The 18,345-nt window shown below is 51.8% G+C and carries 13 protein-coding genes; 6 read left to right on the plus strand and 7 right to left on the minus strand.

The window, feature by feature from the left end; all coding sequences use genetic code 11:
- Positions 1 to 97 precede the first annotated feature (97 nt).
- Genes GRF55_RS08020 through GRF55_RS08030 form a run of 3 tightly spaced genes read left to right on the plus strand, consistent with a single transcriptional unit; the run spans position 98 to position 3,846 of the window.
- Positions 98 to 883 carry a DnaJ domain-containing protein gene (locus GRF55_RS08020; protein WP_220367921.1) on the plus strand — a complete coding sequence of 262 codons (786 nt, stop codon included), beginning with the start codon at positions 98 to 100 and terminating at the stop codon, positions 881 to 883.
- Between the two features lie 45 nt (positions 884 to 928).
- Positions 929 to 2,341, plus strand: a complete 1,413-nt coding sequence (locus tag GRF55_RS08025; RefSeq protein WP_220367922.1) for a hypothetical protein — start codon at positions 929 to 931, stop codon at positions 2,339 to 2,341.
- 2 nt (positions 2,342 to 2,343) lie between these two features.
- Positions 2,344 to 3,846: an MBOAT family protein gene (locus tag GRF55_RS08030; protein ID WP_220367923.1), complete on the plus strand. Its 1,503-nt coding sequence runs from the start codon at positions 2,344 to 2,346 to the stop codon at positions 3,844 to 3,846.
- A 99-nt stretch (positions 3,847 to 3,945) separates the two neighbouring features.
- On the opposite strand, the gene GRF55_RS08035 is transcribed toward GRF55_RS08030, so the two are convergent.
- From GRF55_RS08035 to GRF55_RS08050, 4 genes are all read right to left on the minus strand, one after another.
- A complete protein-coding gene (locus tag GRF55_RS08035) occupies positions 3,946 to 4,788 on the minus strand; it encodes a zinc ribbon domain-containing protein (RefSeq protein WP_220367924.1) in 843 nt (280 codons plus the stop codon).
- 50 nt (positions 4,789 to 4,838) lie between these two features.
- Entirely contained in the window at positions 4,839 to 5,618 is a 780-nt protein-coding gene (locus tag GRF55_RS08040) for a Nif3-like dinuclear metal center hexameric protein (protein WP_220367925.1), read from the minus strand.
- A 125-nt stretch (positions 5,619 to 5,743) separates the two neighbouring features.
- The gene (locus GRF55_RS08045) at positions 5,744 to 6,592 is read right to left on the minus strand and encodes a DNA/RNA non-specific endonuclease (RefSeq protein WP_255563763.1); all 849 of its coding nucleotides are present in this window, start codon (positions 6,590 to 6,592) and stop codon (positions 5,744 to 5,746) included.
- A gap of 35 nt (positions 6,593 to 6,627) precedes the next feature.
- The gene (locus GRF55_RS08050) at positions 6,628 to 7,536 is read right to left on the minus strand and encodes a DNA/RNA non-specific endonuclease (protein ID WP_220367926.1); all 909 of its coding nucleotides are present in this window, start codon (positions 7,534 to 7,536) and stop codon (positions 6,628 to 6,630) included.
- Between the two features lie 132 nt (positions 7,537 to 7,668).
- On the opposite strand from GRF55_RS08050, the gene GRF55_RS08055 reads away from it, so the two are divergent.
- Both GRF55_RS08055 and GRF55_RS08060 read left to right on the plus strand, forming a co-directional pair.
- Positions 7,669 to 8,730, plus strand: a complete 1,062-nt coding sequence (locus GRF55_RS08055; RefSeq protein ID WP_220367927.1) for an agmatine deiminase family protein — start codon at positions 7,669 to 7,671, stop codon at positions 8,728 to 8,730.
- Between the two features lie 15 nt (positions 8,731 to 8,745).
- Positions 8,746 to 9,624 carry a carbon-nitrogen hydrolase gene (locus GRF55_RS08060; protein ID WP_220367928.1) on the plus strand — a complete coding sequence of 293 codons (879 nt, stop codon included), beginning with the start codon at positions 8,746 to 8,748 and terminating at the stop codon, positions 9,622 to 9,624.
- 561 nt (positions 9,625 to 10,185) lie between these two features.
- Here the strand turns inward: GRF55_RS08060 and GRF55_RS08065 are convergent.
- From GRF55_RS08065 to GRF55_RS08075, 3 genes are read right to left on the minus strand one after another with little or no spacing between them, the layout of a single operon-like run.
- On the minus strand, positions 10,186 to 11,496 hold the full coding sequence (locus GRF55_RS08065) for an MFS transporter (RefSeq protein ID WP_220367929.1): 1,311 nt from the start codon (positions 11,494 to 11,496) through the stop codon (positions 10,186 to 10,188).
- Between the two features lie 28 nt (positions 11,497 to 11,524).
- Entirely contained in the window at positions 11,525 to 12,808 is a 1,284-nt protein-coding gene (locus GRF55_RS08070; RefSeq protein WP_220367930.1) for an MFS transporter, read from the minus strand.
- A complete protein-coding gene (locus GRF55_RS08075) occupies positions 12,808 to 16,551 on the minus strand; it encodes a DUF4922 domain-containing protein (protein ID WP_370626708.1) in 3,744 nt (1,247 codons plus the stop codon). Before GRF55_RS08075 ends, GRF55_RS08070 begins: the two co-directional genes overlap by 1 nt.
- A 751-nt stretch (positions 16,552 to 17,302) precedes the next feature.
- Here GRF55_RS08075 and rlmN point away from each other — a divergent pair.
- Positions 17,303 to 18,331, plus strand: a complete 1,029-nt coding sequence (rlmN, locus tag GRF55_RS08080) for a 23S rRNA (adenine(2503)-C(2))-methyltransferase RlmN (RefSeq protein ID WP_220367932.1) — start codon at positions 17,303 to 17,305, stop codon at positions 18,329 to 18,331.
- The last annotated feature ends 14 nt before the right edge of the window (positions 18,332 to 18,345 follow it).

Consider the following 18,345-nt stretch of genomic DNA (forward strand, 5'->3'; position numbering starts at 1 on the left):
ATAAATGGATTTGTTTTGTTCTGCGCTCGATTTTCCGTACCTTTGTCGGTGATATTTGTGTGCGTCACGGCACGTTTTTTTTATTGATAAGAACATTATGGGCATTGGCAAGTGGATAGGCGGTTTCCTTGGCTATATGGTCGGTGGTCCTCTGGGCGCATTGGCCGGTTTTTTCATTGGCAAACTGTTTGATGCGACCACCGAACCGGTCGTCATCTCCAATGAGCAGAACGACTATGGCAGGGAGACTTCGTATAATGAGGGGCAGCGCAACTCGTTCCTCTTCTCGCTTTTAGTGTTGGCTTCCTACATCATCAGGGCAGACAACCGCATCATGCACTCGGAGATGGAGTTTGTGAGGCAGTGGCTGCGCCAGAACTTCGGTGCAGAGGCGCAACGGCAGGGCAACGAGATATTGCTCGGGCTGTTTGAGGAGCAGAAGCGGATGGAGGCAGCCCGCCCCGGAAGCTATCGGCAAGCCATCTGGGACTGCTGCCGGCAGATTGCTGCAAACACCAACTACGGCGAACGCCTACAGCTGCTCAACTTCCTCGTGCTCATCGCACAGGCAGACGGGAGCGTGGCAGATATCGAGATAAGCCACCTGAAAGAGGTGGCGCAGCATCTGCGCATGTCAGCCGGCGATGTGGATTCGATGCTCAACTTGGGACACGACGACCTGGAGTCGGCATACAAAGTGCTCGGCATCACACCCAATGCTACCGACAGCGAGGTGAAAGCCGCCTACCGGAAGATGGCACTCAAGCATCATCCCGACCGTGTGGCAACACTCGGCGAGGACGTGCGGCGCGCTGCCGAGAAGAAGTTCCAGGAACTGAACGAGGCAAAAGAGCGTATCTATAAGGCACGCGGATTAAACTGAGAAAGGACTGGGAGAATTTATCAACAGAGGTAACGAAGAAGACGGATGAGGAACACGGAACGGACATTCATGCTCATGGGCATCGTGGTAACAATATTGCTGCTGATGCACCTGCTTCCTACGCTCACTATCGGCGACACGCCACTGCGGACGGTCAGCATCCTGAGCGACGTGTTCAACGGCAATGGCGAACAGGAGCATCAGGACGTGATACCCCCTCCATCCACATCGAGAAGTCTGCTGGCTGAAAAGAAGGGAAAAGAAAGGAAAGAGAAAGACACAAAGGCGGAAGACTTCAAGGAGATTGTTCCACCTGGCGTGACGATGATTGAGGATTACGGCGGCGACAACGCCGGCGGTATGGACCATTTCTACGCCATGCTCTATTCCGCAAAACTACAAAACCGCCCTGTGCGCATCGCTTATTTCGGCGACTCGTTCATCGAAGGCGACATCTATACCTGCGACTTGCGGGAGATGCTGCAAGAAAAGTTTGGAGGAAACGGACCCGGATGGATTGATGCGGGCAGCGTTTTCAACAAGGGATTCCGCCGCACCATCCTGCAAGACTACAGCGGAATACAGGAGTTCCAAATCGTGAAAAAAACGTTCGACCTGAAAGTGCAAGGCATGAACCAACGCTACTTCATCCCTTCAGAAGGCAGCCGAATCAACACAAGGGCTACACGCCACATGGCTCACGCCTCAAAATGGCAGAACGCACGGCTCTTTTTCCGCACACAACAGGGTTTGACCATCAGGGTGACCAACGGTTCGCAGGAAGCGCAGACAAGCCACGCAGCAGGTTCAGGGAAAGTGCAGATGATTGAAACAAAGGGAGAGGCAGACAAAATCGGCTACTCCTTCGCCAATGTCCACAGCAAGACCTACCTCTACGGCATGGCACTGGAATCCGACCACGGCGTGATTCTCGACAGCTACAGCATGCGCGGTTCCGCCGGATTCACACTCATTTCGATACCAGGCTCCACGCTCCACGACTTTGCCGAGCTGCGCCCCATTGACCTCTTTGTGCTCCATTTCGGACTTAACGTGATTAGTTCGAAGACCACCGAGGCATCGCTACGCCATTATTGCAAACGAATAGCAAAGGTGGTCAGCCATCTGCAACAAGCGTTCCCCTATGCTTCGTTCCTCATCGTCAGCGTGTCCGACCGCAGTCAGCGCACCGCCGAGGGCATCACCACGATGAAGGGCGTGGAAGAAATGGTTGCCTGTCAGCGCGAAATGGCTGCAGAGAAAGGCATCGCCTTCTTCGACCTATTCACGGCAATGGGCGGACGGGGAAGCATGAAAAAGCTGGTGGACAGCAACTCTGCAAACAAAGACTATACGCACATCAACCTGAAAGGCGGGAAGATAATCGCCGAACATCTTTTCAAGTCGATGGTGGCAGGTTATGACAACTACGTGAGACGCAATACAAAAAAGAACTGACGATGAGCGAACTACTGAACAACCTGACAGAGATACTTAGGTACAACCCCGAACAGCCGATGATTTTCAGCAGCGGGTTGTTCCTCTTCCTGTTCCTCGGATTCACGTTCGTCTATATGCTCCTGCGCAAAAAGCTGACGGCACGCCTGCTGTTTGTCACAGCCTTCTCTTACTATTTCTATTATAAAAGCAGCGGATTCTATTTCTTTCTGCTTGCCCTTGTCACCGTCTGCGACTTCCTGCTCGGCAACGCCATCCACAAGGCACGGACGGAGGGCGGTGAGAATGATGGGCGACGACGGGCAAGAATGCTGCTTTTCCTGAGCATCCTTGTCGATTTAGGACTGCTTGCTTACTTCAAATACACCAATTTCTTCGCAGGGATGTTCTCGACGATGATTGGCAACAATTTCCAGCCTTGGGACATCTTCCTGCCTGTGGGCATCAGTTTCTTCACTTTCCAAAGCATGAGCTACACCATCGACATCTACCGAGGCAAGCTCCGCCCCCTGTCCTCTGTGCTCGACTATGCTTTTTACGTGTCGTTTTTCCCGCAGCTGGTGGCTGGACCCATCGTCCGTGCGAGCGATTTCGTGCCACAAATCAGGAAACCGCTTTGCATCACTCGCGAGATGTTCGCAAGAGGAGTCTATTTCATCCTTATCGGATTGTTCAAGAAAGCGGTGATTTCCGACTATATCAGCCTGAACTTCGTTGACCGTATCTTCGACAATCCCCATCTCTATACGGGCGTGGAAAACCTGTTAGGTCTCTACGGATATGCCATCCAGCTCTATTGCGACTTCAGCGGTTACAGCGACATGGCTATCGGTATTGCGCTGCTGCTGGGCTTCCGCTTCCCGATGAACTTCAACGCGCCATACAAAGCCGAAAGCATTTCCGACATCTGGAGACGATGGCATATCTCCCTTTCGTCGTGGATTCGCGACTATGTTTATATCTCTTTAGGAGGAAACCGCTGCGGTAAGTTGCGCAACTATTGGAACATCTTCATCACAATGACGCTCTGCGGTCTATGGCACGGTGCATCGCTCAACTTTTTATTGTGGGGAGCCATCCATGGAGTGGGATGCTGCATCCACAAACTTTTCCGCATGGAGGTGTTTCATCACGATTCACACTATCACAGCAAAGGGGTGAAACGTTTCTTTGCCATCCTGCTCACGTTCCATTTCTGGGTCTTCTCGTGCATCTTTTTCCGCAACACATCGTTCGAGAATATCTATGCTCAGCTACAGCAGATGTTGACCGCATTCCACCCTGAATTGTTCCTGCAGGTGATTGAAAGCTACAAATTCGTATTCATGCTGATTGCGCTGGCTTTTGTCACCCATTATCTGCCCGACCCTTGGCAAGAGCGCATCATCGGACGAATGAAGCGAGCAAACATTTTTGTCTGTGCACTGCTCATCGTTGCAGTCATCTATATCGTCATTCAGGTGAAGAGCAGCAATATCCAGCCGTTCATCTACTTCCAGTTCTAAAGCGCTTCGCTAAATGACAAACGATAAATAGTTTAAACAAAAAACGTCTCCCACAGCTGTAGCCATGGGAGACGTTTTTTGTTTCGTACAGATGGGGAATCAATCTTCAGCAGGAGTTTCTTCCTCACTCTTCTTGACCGTCTTGCGGATGGCGCGCTTACGCTTCGGCTTCTCCTCAGCAACAACTTCGGGCTTAATGCCAGCCAGTTCCGGGTCAATCATAATGCGTCCGCAGTATTCGCAAACGATAATCTTCTTGTGCATCTTGATATCGAGCTGACGCTGTGGCGGAATCTTGTTGAAGCATCCTCCGCAGGCATCACGCTGCACGTACACGATACCCAGTCCGTTGCGGGCATTCTTACGTATGCGCTTGAAGCTAGTGAGCAGTCGCGGTTCGATCTGCACTTCCAATTCTTCCACATGCGCTTTCAGTTTGTCTTCCTCTTCGCGCGTCTCTTGCATGATTTCATCGAGTTCGCTCTTCTTCTCTTCAAGTGCCAACCGGCGTTCCTTGATGAGTTCTTCGGCATTCTTCTGGTCTTCTTTTTTCTCCTCGATGCGCACGAGGGCTTCCTTGATTTTCTTGTTGCAGAGCTCTATCTCAAGTGTCTGGAACTCGATTTCCTTGCTCAGCGTGTCATACTCGCGGTTGTTCTTCACATCGTTGAGCTGTGTCTGATAGCGTGTCACAAGCGACTCCGCAGTGGCGATGTCGGCTTTTTTCTGCGAGACAGCGGTCTGGAACTCTTCTATCTCCATTTGGATTTTCTCTATACGCGTAGAAAGTCCTTCAATCTCGTCTTCCAAATCCTGTACCTCGAGTGGCAGCTCACCTCTCAATGCCCGTTTCTCGTCGATTGCCGAAAGGGTGGTTTGCAACTGATAGAGTGCCTTCAGCTTGTCTTCTACAGACAGTTCCGTTGTTTTTTTCTTTGTCATAATCTTCTGTTTATTTTATGATTTATATCTTTCTTTTCCGTCAATTCACATCAGAGATATGTGATAGGATTGGTGTTGACCTGCGAGAGGTGGCACTTCACTTCGGGACATGCCGTTTCAATCACTTCGCAAAGCACCTCAGCGGTATATTGCTCACTCTCGTAATGACCAATGACACAGATTTGTATCTTCTGCTCATGGTCGAAGAAATCATGATAGTGCATCTCTCCCGTCACGAACGCGTCGGCACCGGCAGCCACCGCATCGTCGAGGAGGAACGAGCCTGCGCCGCCACAAATGGCGACCTTCTCTATCCGTCGCTGTAACAGTTCGTTTGCCTGCACACAAGCAACGCCAAACGTCCGTTTCAGCATCATGATGAATTCCTGGGCCGACAGCGGTTCCTTCAGGAGTCCCATCACGCCGCTTCCGGCATCCTCACCCGGTTTTCTGACGAAGAAGTCCACATCCTTCAAGCCCATCTTCTCTGCTATCTTGAAGTTCACTCCGCCCCGTGCATTATCCAGATTGGTATGCATCGAGACAATCGTCACGCGGTTTTCTATCGCCTTCATCACCACACGCTGCACATAGTTCACGTCGCTTATCTGACTAAGCTTGCGGAAAATCAGCGGATGGTGGCTCACAATCAGATTGCAACCGAGCTGTATCGCCTCGTCCAGCGTCTGCTCAGTCACGTCTAAACACAACAATGCCCCTGAGACCTCCGCCTCTGTCAATCCTACTTGCAAGCCGGCATTATCAAAGTCTTCCTGCAAGGGCAGAGGCGCGAAATGTTCAAGGGCAGCAATTACCTCTTTTATTTTCACGCTGCAAAGTTACAAAAAATTCGGTTAAGTGAGAAAGAATGAGCTCGCTTTTTTCTTCGAACGAGAGAATTTTATCCAATAAATGAGCGAAAAAACAAATTTCTTCGCTCATTTCTCTTTTCAGCTTACCACGCTTTCAGATTGGCTTTCGCCTCTACCCTGTTCTCGATGTCGTCGCTGAGAGCAGGAAAGAAGTCGATGCGTGTGATGCGCTCCACTTCATCGACGGTGTGCACACAATCGCTCATCGAGCGCTTCTTGCCGTCGTTCGGATAGATGAATCCGATGGCTTTCGGAGTTCCTTTCCTGCAAAGAACAACCTTAAAGAAAGCGTCTGGTACGGGCAGACGGTTCCTGCCGATATATTTTCGGTCGGCATCTTTATAATAAACAGGTCCGCACACGATGTCCACAACTCCATACTGGCGTGCCCAGTCGCGGCACAGCATTTCCAGATCGTTCCATTCGTACTTGTTCAGGTTATGGTTCTGCGGACAGATATTGGTAAAGAGGAACGACTGTCGCATGGCTTCGGCATCCCACTTGTTGTCGCCTGCCGGGCACATGTGTCCGCGGTCGTAGCGCGAGTTGTAGTAATCCCAATCCGTGGCACGCGGAGCCGATACGTCATTGTCTTCGGTGAACTTTTCGTCCGTGCGCTGGTTTTTCCCGTAGGTGTGGCTCTTCGTCAGATGCCATGCCACCCAGTTGGGCTGCTTCGTCTCGCGGTTATACGAGGCAGTATATCCTTTGCGTCGCAAAATCTGTTCGGGACGGTCGGTCAGCGGTGCAGGCAGTTCCATCATCTTCACATGGGGCTTCGTCTGGTTGGCAGATGCGACCTCAGTCTTTTCACCCGAGTAGAAACCATTTATTTGCGACCCGCTCTCCGTTTGCTTGTCTTTTTTGCTGCAACCCATGCTGAACAGCAACATGGCTGTCAGCAAGAGAATACTTGTTAGCTGTTTCATCATCTTATTTTTGTTTATCATTCAAGAAATCGTTTTTCTCACCACCAGTCGTCGAGGTCGGCATCGTCGAGCAAGCGTTCGCGCACGTCGGCTGCCAACTGCGGAAAGAAGGTGATGCCTGTGATGCGCTGCACCTGTCGCAACGAGTTCACGTAGTCACCTTTCGGTCGGTTGCCCGCCTCGTTGCGATAGATGAATCCGATGGCTTTCGGGTCGTCGCCCATGCGCAACACCACTTTGAAGAAAGCTTCGGGCACAACCACCTTGTTTCTCCCGATTGTCTTATGGGCACTGCGGAAGAGAATCGGCCCGCAGACGATATAGATTTCCCCGAAACGCTTCCCCCATTTCCGGCATTGCATCTCCAGTTCGTTCCAGTCGCCACCGTTGAGATTGTGGTTCTGCGGACACATATTCGTAAAGAGGAAGCAGTCTTCCATTGCCTGCGCACTCCATTTGTTGTCGCCTGCCGGACACATGTGACCGCGGTCCCAACCCGAATTGTAATAGTCCTCGTTCGTGGCTCTGGGCGGTGCCACGTCTTCGTCCTCATGATATTTCACGCCCTGTCGTTTGTGAGCACCGGAAGTATGTTCGCCTTTCAATAGCCACATTGCCCAGTTGGGCAGGCGTGTCTCACTGTTGTAAGACGTCGCATACCCCTCTCGCCACAATATCTGTTCAGGGCGGTCGGTCAGTGGTGCAGGAACCATCCGTTGCAACTCCCTGCGCAGGTCTTCACTACGTTCCGACTCCTCGTCTGACGTATCTTCTTCCAGAACGTATATATCTTCCACATGCACCTCGCCCGATGGATAGTCATACGTGCCACCCACCAGCGGCTTTTCGCCCTTTCCCACCCGACAAGCCGTCAGCAGCAGCACAAGCAGCACGACACATAACGGGCTGCCGGGCAACAACGGGAAAAACTGTCTTTGCCTATTCATATCGTGCAAAGGTACGAAAAAAATTAAGAGCTGAACGAAATAAAATCGCTTATTTTCTTTCATCAAAACAATTATTCTCAGAAAAACTTCGTATCTTTGCAAGGATATCATGGATGATAACGAGAAAACGAAATGAACAACAAAAAGAGCAAACGGCGGCTGCCCGCAGAATGGGAGCGACAGGGCGGTGTGCAACTGACTTGGCCTCACGCCGAGAGCGATTGGGCGCCGTACTTGGATGACATCACACGGACGTTCATCCAGTTGGCAAAAGCCATCGCGCGGTTTGAGCCCGTGCTTATCGTCGTGCCTGACGATGAACACATCCGCAGCCTCCAGACGCTGCTGCCCGAGAGAAACATCATTTTCGTTCCATGTCCAAGCAACGACACTTGGGCGCGCGACCATGCGTTTATCACGGTGGAAGAGTGTGATGGGACACATGCCGGGAAGACGTTCCGCCTTCTTGATTTCTGCTTCAACGGCTGGGGCGACAAGTTTCCCGCTACGCTGGATAACGCCATCAACAAGCGCCTGTTTGACAGCGGCGTGTTCAATGGTGCGTATGAGAATCATCTCGACTTCGTGCTTGAGGGAGGCTCCATCGAGAGCGACGGACGGGGAACTGTCTTCACTACGGCGCAATGTCTGCTTGCTCCCCATCGAAATCAACCGCTCCACCGCAACGAGATTGATGAACAATTGTGTCAGCGACTTGGTGCCAGACGCGTCGTGTGGCTCGACCACGGAAACCTCATTGGCGATGACACCGACGGGCATATCGACACCATCGTACGCTGTGCACCCGATGACACCCTCATATACATAAAATGTAACGACGAAAAGAATGCCCATTACGAGGATTTCCTGCGGCTCGAGCAGCAACTCGAAACCCTGCGGACGACCGACGGACTGCCCTATCGGCTGTTGCCGCTGCCCTTCCCCGATGCCATCTGCGAGGACGGGGAGCGCTTGCCGGCAACCTACGCCAACTTCCTCATCGTCAACGGTGCCGTCATCTGTCCCACATACGCTCAGCCGGAAAATGACCGTGCGGCACTCGAAACCCTACAGCTGGCATTCCCGACACACGAAATCGTTGGTATCGACGCCCGCACCATCATCCGGCAGCATGGAAGCATACATTGTCTGACCATGCAATTCCCCGAAGGAGCCATCCATACGAACCCATAAAACACATGACAAAAGATGAAAACAGGAATCATACAACAGCACAACACGACTGACATGCAGGACAACATGCAGCGCCTTGCCGAGAAAATCGCCCGACTGGCACACGACGGTGCCGAACTGATTGTGTTGCAAGAACTGCACAACGGGCTGTATTTCTGCCAAGTGGAAGACGTCAACAACTTCAACCAGGCAGAGCCGATACCCGGTCCATCCACCGAGTTCTTCGGCAAACTGGCTAAGGAACACCACATCGTGCTCGTCACCTCGCTCTTCGAACGGCGCACTGCCGGACTCTACCACAACACGGCGGTCGTCTTCGAGCGCGACGGAAGCATCGCCGGCAAATACCGGAAGATGCACATTCCCGACGACCCTGCCTATTACGAAAAATTCTATTTCACACCCGGCGACCTCGGATTTCGCCCAATCGACACCAGCGTCGGACGGCTAGGCGTCCTCGTTTGTTGGGACCAGTGGTATCCGGAAGCTGCCCGCCTGATGGCGCTGCACGGTGCAGAAGTGCTCATCTACCCCACTGCCATCGGCTATGAGAGCAGCGACACGGAAGACGAACAGGAACGGCAACGGGAAGCATGGACGACCGTTCAGCGCGGACATGCCGTAGCCAACGGACTGCCCGTCATCACCGTCAACCGCGTCGGACACGAGTCCGACCCCTCCCGACAAACAAACGGCATCGAGTTCTGGGGTTCCTCGTTCGTTGCCGGACCGCAAGGCGAACTCCTTTTCCGCGCTCCGAAGGACGAAGAGACCTGTCAACTCATCGACATCGACCTACGACGTAGCGAACAAGTGCGCCGCTGGTGGCCCTTCCTCCGCGACCGCCGCATCGACCATTACGACAACCTTCTCAAACGATTTGCCGAGGAATAAAAAGTCATGCGCATAAGAATTAAGGTGTTGATTTTCCTAAAATAGCGAATCGATTATCACTTTTCTTGACAATTTTCGAGTGACGTTTTGGGTTTCTTTACAAAAATTAACGCGCTATAAGGCTGTATATTTTAGTCGGTGGACTCTCGGAAGGGCGGAAGCGTTTTGTGCGCTCCTGCGAAAAGTTTTCTGAAAATCAACGGGTTAGAAAACGAAAATTTGAGGTTTATACGGAATATATGCGAGGTCACGTTGTGAAAGTTGGACTTTCACCTCCTCAAAGTGCAACTTTTAGCAGCTAAAAGTTGTGCTTTTGCAGCCTGAAAATTTAACTTTTGGGAGCCGTTTTCATACTTTTTCGAGGAAAATCGTGCCCGTTTTGCATAATTATTCGGAAAGTTCCGTATATTCATTCAGAAACTTTCGTCTTTCGTGTAAGCATTTTTCGGGTGAAATCTTTACATTTTAACAATTAAGAGAGTACACCCTGACCAGCAATAACTAGGGGGAGAGACTTTAAGGACTTTAAGGACTTTAAGGACCTTAGAGACCTTAGGGACTTTAGGGAGAGGGGGTGTCCTCATCATCCTCGTCCACGCCCCTCACCCACGAAGCAGCAACGAATGTGAGGATGCCCGAGATGGTGGTGATGATGAAGAACGTGCGGTAGCCGACGGCTTCGACCCACGCACCGGAAACCATGCCCGTCAGCATGAGCGTGAACGACATGAGGGCGATTCCGATGCCGTAGTGGGCTGCCGTGCGCCGTCCCTGACTGAATCGAACGAGGAAAAGGATGTAGGCTGTCATGCCGAAGCCATAGCCGAACTGTTCGACCATGACGCACAGATTGACTGCCAGCAGGCTTTCGGGAAGCGCATAGCTCAGGAAGATAAAGACCATCTTCGGCAATGCAAAGGCGGCTGCCATCGGATAAAGGCAACGCCGCAAGCCATGGAGTCGCACGACATTGCCGCCGACGATGCCTCCTGCCACGAGCGAGATGACACCCACCGTGCCCTGCACGAAGCCGAACTCCTGCAGCGAGAGTGCCAAGCCGCCGATGCTAGCGCGGTCGATGAGAAAGAGCATCGACACTTTGGCGAAGAGTCCTTCGACGGCGACGTAGGTAAGGAGGAAGAAGATGGCAGCACGTGCGTGTGGTTTTTGCATGAAAGTCCTGACGTTGGCACGGAATATGCGCCGTATCTTGTCGAAGGTCACCCGCTCTCCCCTCATCCGCCGCTCTGCCGGAAGGGGAAGCGTCAGCAGATGGACGAGCATGAGCACGAAGAGCAAGGCGGCAACGATATAGATAACGATAGCCCATGAGTTCTTGACTTGTCGGGTAATCACTTCCAGATTGCCCGCCACCATCACCAGCACGCCCTGTGCCAGAACCATCGCAAGGCGATAGAAGAAACGGCGGACGCGAACGAACGACAGCCGTTCGTCCTCCTCGACGGTAAGTTGATAGAAACTGTCGATGGCGATGTCGTGAGTGGCAGCGCTGAAAGCCATCAGGAAGAGGAAGAACATGGTGCCCGAAAGCCACGACTTGGAATCAACGAAATGTGCCACGCCACAGAGCGAGAGAGTGATAAGCAATTCGGTAAGAATAATCCACGTGCGGCGTGTCAGCGAGAGGTCGATTGCCGGTCGCCACAGCGGTTTGAGCACCCACGGCAGCAGGAGGCAGGAGGTGTAGAACGTAATCTCCGCATTTCCCATGCCTAAGCGTTTGAACATAATGAGCGAAAGCATCATCAGCACCATATACGGCAAGCCCTTCGCCACGTAGAGCGAGGGAATCCAGCACCATGGATTCTTCTGTTCGGTGCGTCGGAGAAGGCTAATATACTTGTCGTTCATTGTTCGCGTTCTTTAAAAAAATTACTACTCAGGCGGCTTTTTTCTTACCAAACTCCGGGTCGATCTTGATGAATGCCGTCACGATGAAGGTGATGACACACAGGAACATGACGATGACGAAGAACGTGCGGTAGCCGACAGCGTCTTTCAGGAATCCCGAAAACATAGCCGGCACCTGCAAGCCCAAATATGAAAGTCCCGTGCAAATGGCATAGTAAGAAGTCTTGAATTCGCCCATACTGAAATAGAGCATATAGAGCGTGAGCGCGGTATAGCCCAATCCGTAGCCGAACTGCTCGATGAAGATGCACGAACTGATGAGCACAATATTGTCGGGCATGGCATAACTCATATAGACATACACAATGTCGGGGAGCGTAATGGCGCATACCATAGGCCACAACCAACGTTTCAGTCCGTTGCGACTGGCAAGCCAACCGCCGACGATACCGCCGAGCAACAAACCGATAAGTCCCACCGTGCCGTAGGAGATGCCATACTGGGTCAGCGTCAGTCCCAGTCCGCCATCTTCCTGAGGACGTGTCAGGAACGTCTTGCTCATCGCATTGAGCAAGGCTTCGGGGAAACGGAAAAACATGATGAAGATAATGGCAAACAGCAGTTCACGCCATGGCATACGCGTGAAGAACGACACGAACATCCGCTTCAGTCCCTGCACGATTTCAGATGCCGTCACATTATTGCGCGTGTCGCCATCAGACTTCGGCATGAAATAACAATGCCAAAGCCAAAAACCGATGAACAGAGCCGCCACGCCATAGAACACCAGACTCCAGGCGAAAGCGTTGCGACCGGGATAGCGCTCTTCCAGGATGCCCGCAAGCGGCACCAGCGCCCCGTTTCCGAAAATCACCGCCAACCGATAGAACGTATTGCGAATGCCCACAAACCACGACTGCTGATGCTCGTCGAGTTCCAACATATAGTAACCGTCGGCGGCGATGTCGTGTGTAGCACTCGAGAATGCCATCAGGAAGAAACAGAACATCGTCCCCTGGAACCAAAAGTCGGTGTTCAGCGTGAAAGCCACTCCCGCCAGCGAAGAGCCTAAAAGCAGCTGCATGGCAATCACCCACCAGCGTTTCGTCTTGTATAAATCAACAAACGGGCTCCACAAGGGTTTGATAATCCAAGGCAAACCCAACCAACCGGTATAGAGTCCTATCTCTGCATCACTCAATCCCATCCTCATATACAACACGATGGCAACCGACGTGACAATCACATTAGGCAGACCTTCTGCCATGTATAGGGTCGGTATCCACGACCAAGGATTTTTACTCTTTTTCATTACTTATATATCCTTTTAATTTCTGCCCCACGATAGTAGTGCAACAATATTTCATTATAATGATAACCTCTCTCTCCCATCACGGCGGCTCCAATCTGACACAGTCCCACGCCATGTCCCCAACCGGCACCTTTCAGCGTGATGCGCACAGGCTCGCCACTGGCATTGCGCTCCGTCTCCACCTCGAAGTTGGAACTGTACAGGTGGCTTTCGCTCAGCGCACGCCGTATCTCGAGCTCCTTACCGATGGTGAATTCCTTGTCGGTTCCCACGATTCTGAGCTTCGAGATGCGCCCACTCTTGCCTCGCTCCAGCGGGATGAGGTCGAGAATCTTTCCGAAGTCCATCTTCAACTTCTCGCTGACGAGCGCGGAGAGTTGCTCCTGTGTGTAGGAAACTTCCCAGCGATAGAAGTCGGGCGTTTCCTGGTCATAGTCGTTGAGCACCTGTTTCAGAATACGTTCGTCGTGCGTGTTGCAGAAAGGTTCAGCAGCGGGATTGGCTGCGTCTGCCGTATCGGGCACGGAAACGAGATAAGGCTTCGGTGTGTCTTCCCAGCAATACTGGAATTCTTCGGTCACTCCTCCGCAACATTTCGAGAAGCGCGCATCGCATATCTCATCGCCGAACATCAGTATCTGACCGCGTGTATCGCGCACCGCCTCAGCCACATGGTTGTTAGTGGCTTTCGTTATGCCCTGATAGCGCTGGCAATGGTCGTCGGCACACACGTCGAAAATAGAGTGGTCTTCGCGGTCGTACCAACGGATGAGTTCATCGTCTTTCTTGATGAACGAGAAGAAACTGTTCGTGCCATCCTTCAGTTGTTTCCGCTTCTCCATCTGTGCCAGCAGCCAACTGCGCGAAATGACGGCGTGGGCTTTCAGGAATTCGGGCGACGAGGTGGCATTCATCTCGCTCGAAATGACGCTCGTCAGATAGTTCTCCACTGGCAGTTCGTTGATGGCACAAATCTTATCTGCCTCCACTACGAGCCGGAGCACTCCCTGGAACACCTGCGTCTCCTTCCGCTCCCAATGGAAATGCACCCCGATGGTCACGTCGTCTATTGAGAACGAGGCGTCGCCGCTCTGCGGAATGAAGGTCAGTTCGCGATATTGTCTGCCGTTCCACAAGATGCTGCCTTCCGCAAACGACACTTTCTGTGCACCCTCAATCGTCTCACCTTTCGCCATATAGGGCTGGTTCAACGTGAAATGTATCTCCTCGGCACTCACGATGCCCACCGTCACCTGCGGCTCTGTCTCATAATCTGACAACGACGAGCCCAGCATGCCGTCTATCGACTCGGTGCGTATGCGGCTGACCACCGCTTCCATCTCCTCTGCGGAGATGCTCACTTCGTTGTAAACTTCCTGCAACCGTTCGCTGCTCAGCTGATCGAAATCCTCCTTGCGAGGGGTAATGACCAGTCCTGCCATGTCGAGTGCTCCCGGACTTATGAGCAACTGCTGCACGCCCTCTGCATAATAGCATGCCGGGCGGTGCTGTCTGCGCGGGAATACCACCATGAGGTAGTCTTCGCCGTTACGCCATCCCACGATGTTCATCTGCGGTTCAGGAGATTCCGGTGACAAAGGCAATGCCTGATAGAGGCGTTTGAAAAGCCGTTCGCCCGACTCCTTCCGGCGGGTACGTATCAAGAATGCCGGACAGAAATAGTCGGAAACGATATACAGTCCTTCGTTCTCATCCTCGTTAACGACCACCTCCAACTCGCGACTCAGCCGCTGCCAACTTGTTTGCAAAGGCAGTGCGACACCCATCCCTGCCTGCAGATGCAGATGGTCGGGAGCCGACGCACCGCTCTCAGGACCATTATAGAATATGGTCATCTCCGGATATTCGTCAAGCAACTTATAGAAAACGCCATAATTGCCAAGAATCCGTTGCGGCTGATGCTTGCGGGCTGCTATTGTGAAGTGGACCGGAAGAATCGGATAGGGATTCACCAATATCTCGAAACGGGAGCCGGCTGCCTTCACGAGCTGCTCCGCCGGACGGTTTTTCTCACATAGGAAACACGGACGCTCAGCGATACTCCTCTGGTCGATATTAGCCGCGGTTGAGCGGATGCGGGCAGGATTGTACTGCACCGTCGCAAAATAGTTGCCAAGTCCCAGTTCGCGCACCGCCACATCACTTAAATCGCGGAAGCGCTGACGGGCATCCGTCCAACGCTCCAACTGGCGTTTAAAGAAGCGATGCAAGTCGTTGCCTCCCGCAGAACCGACGGCAGTTTGCTCGTTGCGTTGCCGGCGCGCAAGAATCTCCATCGTGCGCAAGCGATCTTTATATAAGTTGTTGGCATTCTGACGCTCTACCGACAAAGCGGCATCGCTATTTCCTTCCCATCGTCTGCACAGGTACAACTCGTCGTAGATGCGCCCGATGCGATAGCGTCCACTGAATGCCAAGCCCAAGGCGTAATCCTCGCCATAGCTCGTATTGGGAAAATGTATCTCACGCAACAGCGGTGTGAAGAATGCTCTCGGAGCTCCCAAGCCATTGATGCGCAGGGCATTGTTCGCCCCGTTCTCGTCGGTCCATTCACGATGGTCAATCAGACCGGGAGGAAGCGTCTCCAATGCAAAGTTGCACATGCGGTAAGACCCAATCACCATCGCCGCCTTCTGTTTGTAGAACTCATCCACAATACGCTGCAGCGTGTGAGGCGAACTGTAAAGGTCGTCACTGTCCAACTGAACGGCAAACCGTCCGCAACGGTCGTCATCGACAGCCACATTCCAACAGCCGCCAATACCCAAATCCCTTCGCTCGGGAATGAGGTGAATCAACCGGTCATCGTCACACTGCCCGTCCAACAGTTCCGTCGTCCCGTCGGTGGAATGGTTGTCCACCACAATGACGTTATACTTGAAAGTCGTTTGCTGATTGAGTGCTGACCGAACGGCATCGAGAATGGTTTTCGCACGATTGAATACGGGTATTACCACCGAAGCCTCACACTCAAAGGCAGCCTCCCCGAAATCGGGCGTCTCCAAAGCGGTCGAATCCACCAACGCCCCAATCGCCTCAAGATGGGCAGTGGCTGCTGCCTCCATCTCTATCTGAACCTCGCGGTTACGGGGATTGACATAGTCGAACTGGCGCTCTCCACTCTGGCGCAAATCGAACTCCTGCTCCGTGTATAGATACTCGTCAAGATGGAATATCCTGCCGCGTCGGCTTAGGAAAAGCCGAAAGTCATACAACGCCGCAAAGTGATAGTCGGCTATCCCGCCAGCCACATAGTCATGAAGCGAAGACGAACGGAACATCAGCACCGAACCGAAATCGAAGTCGTCACGCACGCTGCCCAACTGATAATCGATGACAGGGTGTTTCGCGACGTTGCCCCCAGTCCCTTCATGGCGTTCTTCATAATAATCGCTGTAAACCAACTCCGCAGCAGTCCTTTCCAACACCTGAAGAAAACGGCTGACAGCATGCTGACCAAAACGATAGGGAGCGGACTTCAGACACAACATCACATAAGCCGACTGCGCATGTTCGCTCATCTGCCGGAGAGCATCAGACGACGTGAGCCCTTCCGCCTCCAGGAACGAGCAACCCTCCGGAGCCTCCTCCTTTGAAGAAAGTTCCGAAGAAGTCAGCAAGAATATACGATTTACGTAGTACGACGACCGCAACGCCGCAACCGTTGACAAGGTTGCATCCAGGTCGCCGCAAGCTAAAAAACAATCTATCTTCTTCATCACAAATACATTTAAAGGGCATCATCATTCCTTTTTAATCAGCGATTATCTACATAAAAAACATCCCGCAAAAAAGAGGGAAATAATAACATGCCCGCAAAAATCACCACAAAAATACAAAATAGTTAAGAAATGACAAAAAGAAACGGGTACTTTTATTTCCCATATCCAGTTCACATCACCAACGCATACCTTCATTGCTACACAAAACACGCATCCAACTTAGACCATATTTTCGAAAAACAATGCAAGTAAAATGACATGAATTCGATGGGAATAACCACCAAAACATGCCCCGTATAAACATACAGAAAAGGGCGTATAAATATGCAGTTGAACTTTCACTTTCCAAAAGTTGAAGTTTTGGCTTGCAAAAGTTGAAGTTTTAGGCGCTAAAAGTTCAACTTTTAGAGTGCGAAAGTTGAACTTTTGGAAAGCACTCTTTAACGTATTGAAATTCAGAAGTTTACAAAACACCTTCCAACAGCTCTACCCTTGCATAAATATACAAAAGCAGCAAGTGGACAAACGAGCAGAATGACGGAAACGGAATGAGAGACATCGCAGGATTCTCGTCATCCTTATATCGGATCACGCTAAAATAATGCTTGCTTTTTTCACTCACTTAATCGTAACTCTGGCTGATGCCCAAGCTACTCACGTTCGGAAAAACTCAAATAAAATTTGGTTTTTCACTCACTTAATCGTAACTTTGCAGTCTGAGAAGTATAATCTGATTGATTCCCGAAAGTTGATGGAAGGTATGAAAAAGCAGTTGATTGGTCTTTCGCTGGTGCAATTACGTGAGATTGCGCTGTCGTTAGGCATGCCTAAGTTTGCGGGCGGACAGATAGCAAAATGGCTCTATGTGCGCCATGCGACCGACATCAGCGAGATGACGGATTTGTCGAAAGCGAACAGAGAACGTCTGGCGGCAGAATATGAGATTGGCTGCCGCGCACCGATTGACTGCCGGACATCGAAAGACGGAACTATCAAGTATCTCTTCCCTACGACGGACGGGAAGTTTGTCGAAACGGTATTCATTCCCGATGGCGACCGCGCAACGCTGTGTGTGTCGTCGCAAGTGGGATGCAAGATGGGCTGCGCCTTTTGTCAGACGGGCAAGCAGGGATTCGACGGAAACCTGACTGCCGGCGACATTTTGAATCAAATCTATGCCTTGCCCGAAAGGGAACAACTGACCAATATTGTGATGATGGGTCAAGGTGAGCCGATGGACAATGTGGAGAATGTGCTGGCTGCCATTGAGGTGATGACCGCATCATGGGGATATGGATGGAGTCCAAAGCGTATCACGGTAAGCACTGTGGGGCTGAGGAAAGGACTGCGCAAGTTCCTGAACGGGTGCGACTGCCATCTGGCTGTGAGTCTGCACTCCCCCATCCATGAGCAACGGCTCAACATGATGCCTGCCGAAGGGGCGATGACGATAGACGAGGTGGTTGAGACGCTGCGTGAATATGATTTCTCTCATCAGCGCCGCCTTTCGTTTGAATACATTGTCTTCAAGGGACTGAACGACAGTCGGATGCATGCCAAGGAGATTGTGAAGCTCTTATCAGGATTGGACTGCCGCATCAACCTCATTCGTTTTCATGAGATTCCAGGAGTGGATCTCCCGTCAAGTGACGAAGAAGGGATGCTGCGTCTGCGCGACTATCTGACAGCCCATGGCTTTTTCACGACGATAAGAGCATCGCGTGGGCAAGACATCGAGGCCGCATGCGGAATGCTTGCGGGGAAGCGCATCGCTAAATAACAAATTGATGATTG

The organism is Prevotella sp. Rep29 (assembly GCF_019551475.1).
Taxonomy (GTDB): Bacteria; Bacteroidota; Bacteroidia; order Bacteroidales; family Bacteroidaceae; genus Prevotella.

What these genes read in the sequence shown, in the direction of transcription:
- GRF55_RS08025 (WP_220367922.1), top strand. Translation starts at nt 929, where the DNA reads ATGAGGAACACGGAACGGACATTCATGCTCATGGGCATCGTGGTAACA.
- GRF55_RS08030 (WP_220367923.1), top strand. Translation starts at nt 2,344, where the DNA reads ATGAGCGAACTACTGAACAACCTGACAGAGATACTTAGGTACAACCCC.
- GRF55_RS08050 (WP_220367926.1), bottom strand. Translation starts at nt 7,536, where the DNA reads ATGAATAGGCAAAGACAGTTTTTCCCGTTGTTGCCCGGCAGCCCGTTA.
- GRF55_RS08070 (WP_220367930.1), bottom strand. Translation starts at nt 12,808, where the DNA reads ATGAAAAAGAGTAAAAATCCTTGGTCGTGGATACCGACCCTATACATG.
- GRF55_RS08055 (WP_220367927.1), top strand. Translation starts at nt 7,669, where the DNA reads ATGAACAACAAAAAGAGCAAACGGCGGCTGCCCGCAGAATGGGAGCGA.
- GRF55_RS08060 (WP_220367928.1), top strand. Translation starts at nt 8,746, where the DNA reads ATGAAAACAGGAATCATACAACAGCACAACACGACTGACATGCAGGAC.
- GRF55_RS08035 (WP_220367924.1), bottom strand. Translation starts at nt 4,788, where the DNA reads ATGACAAAGAAAAAAACAACGGAACTGTCTGTAGAAGACAAGCTGAAG.
- GRF55_RS08065 (WP_220367929.1), bottom strand. Translation starts at nt 11,496, where the DNA reads ATGAACGACAAGTATATTAGCCTTCTCCGACGCACCGAACAGAAGAAT.
- GRF55_RS08020 (WP_220367921.1), top strand. Translation starts at nt 98, where the DNA reads ATGGGCATTGGCAAGTGGATAGGCGGTTTCCTTGGCTATATGGTCGGT.
- rlmN (WP_220367932.1), top strand. Translation starts at nt 17,303, where the DNA reads ATGGAAGGTATGAAAAAGCAGTTGATTGGTCTTTCGCTGGTGCAATTA.
- GRF55_RS08045 (WP_255563763.1), bottom strand. Translation starts at nt 6,592, where the DNA reads ATGATGAAACAGCTAACAAGTATTCTCTTGCTGACAGCCATGTTGCTG.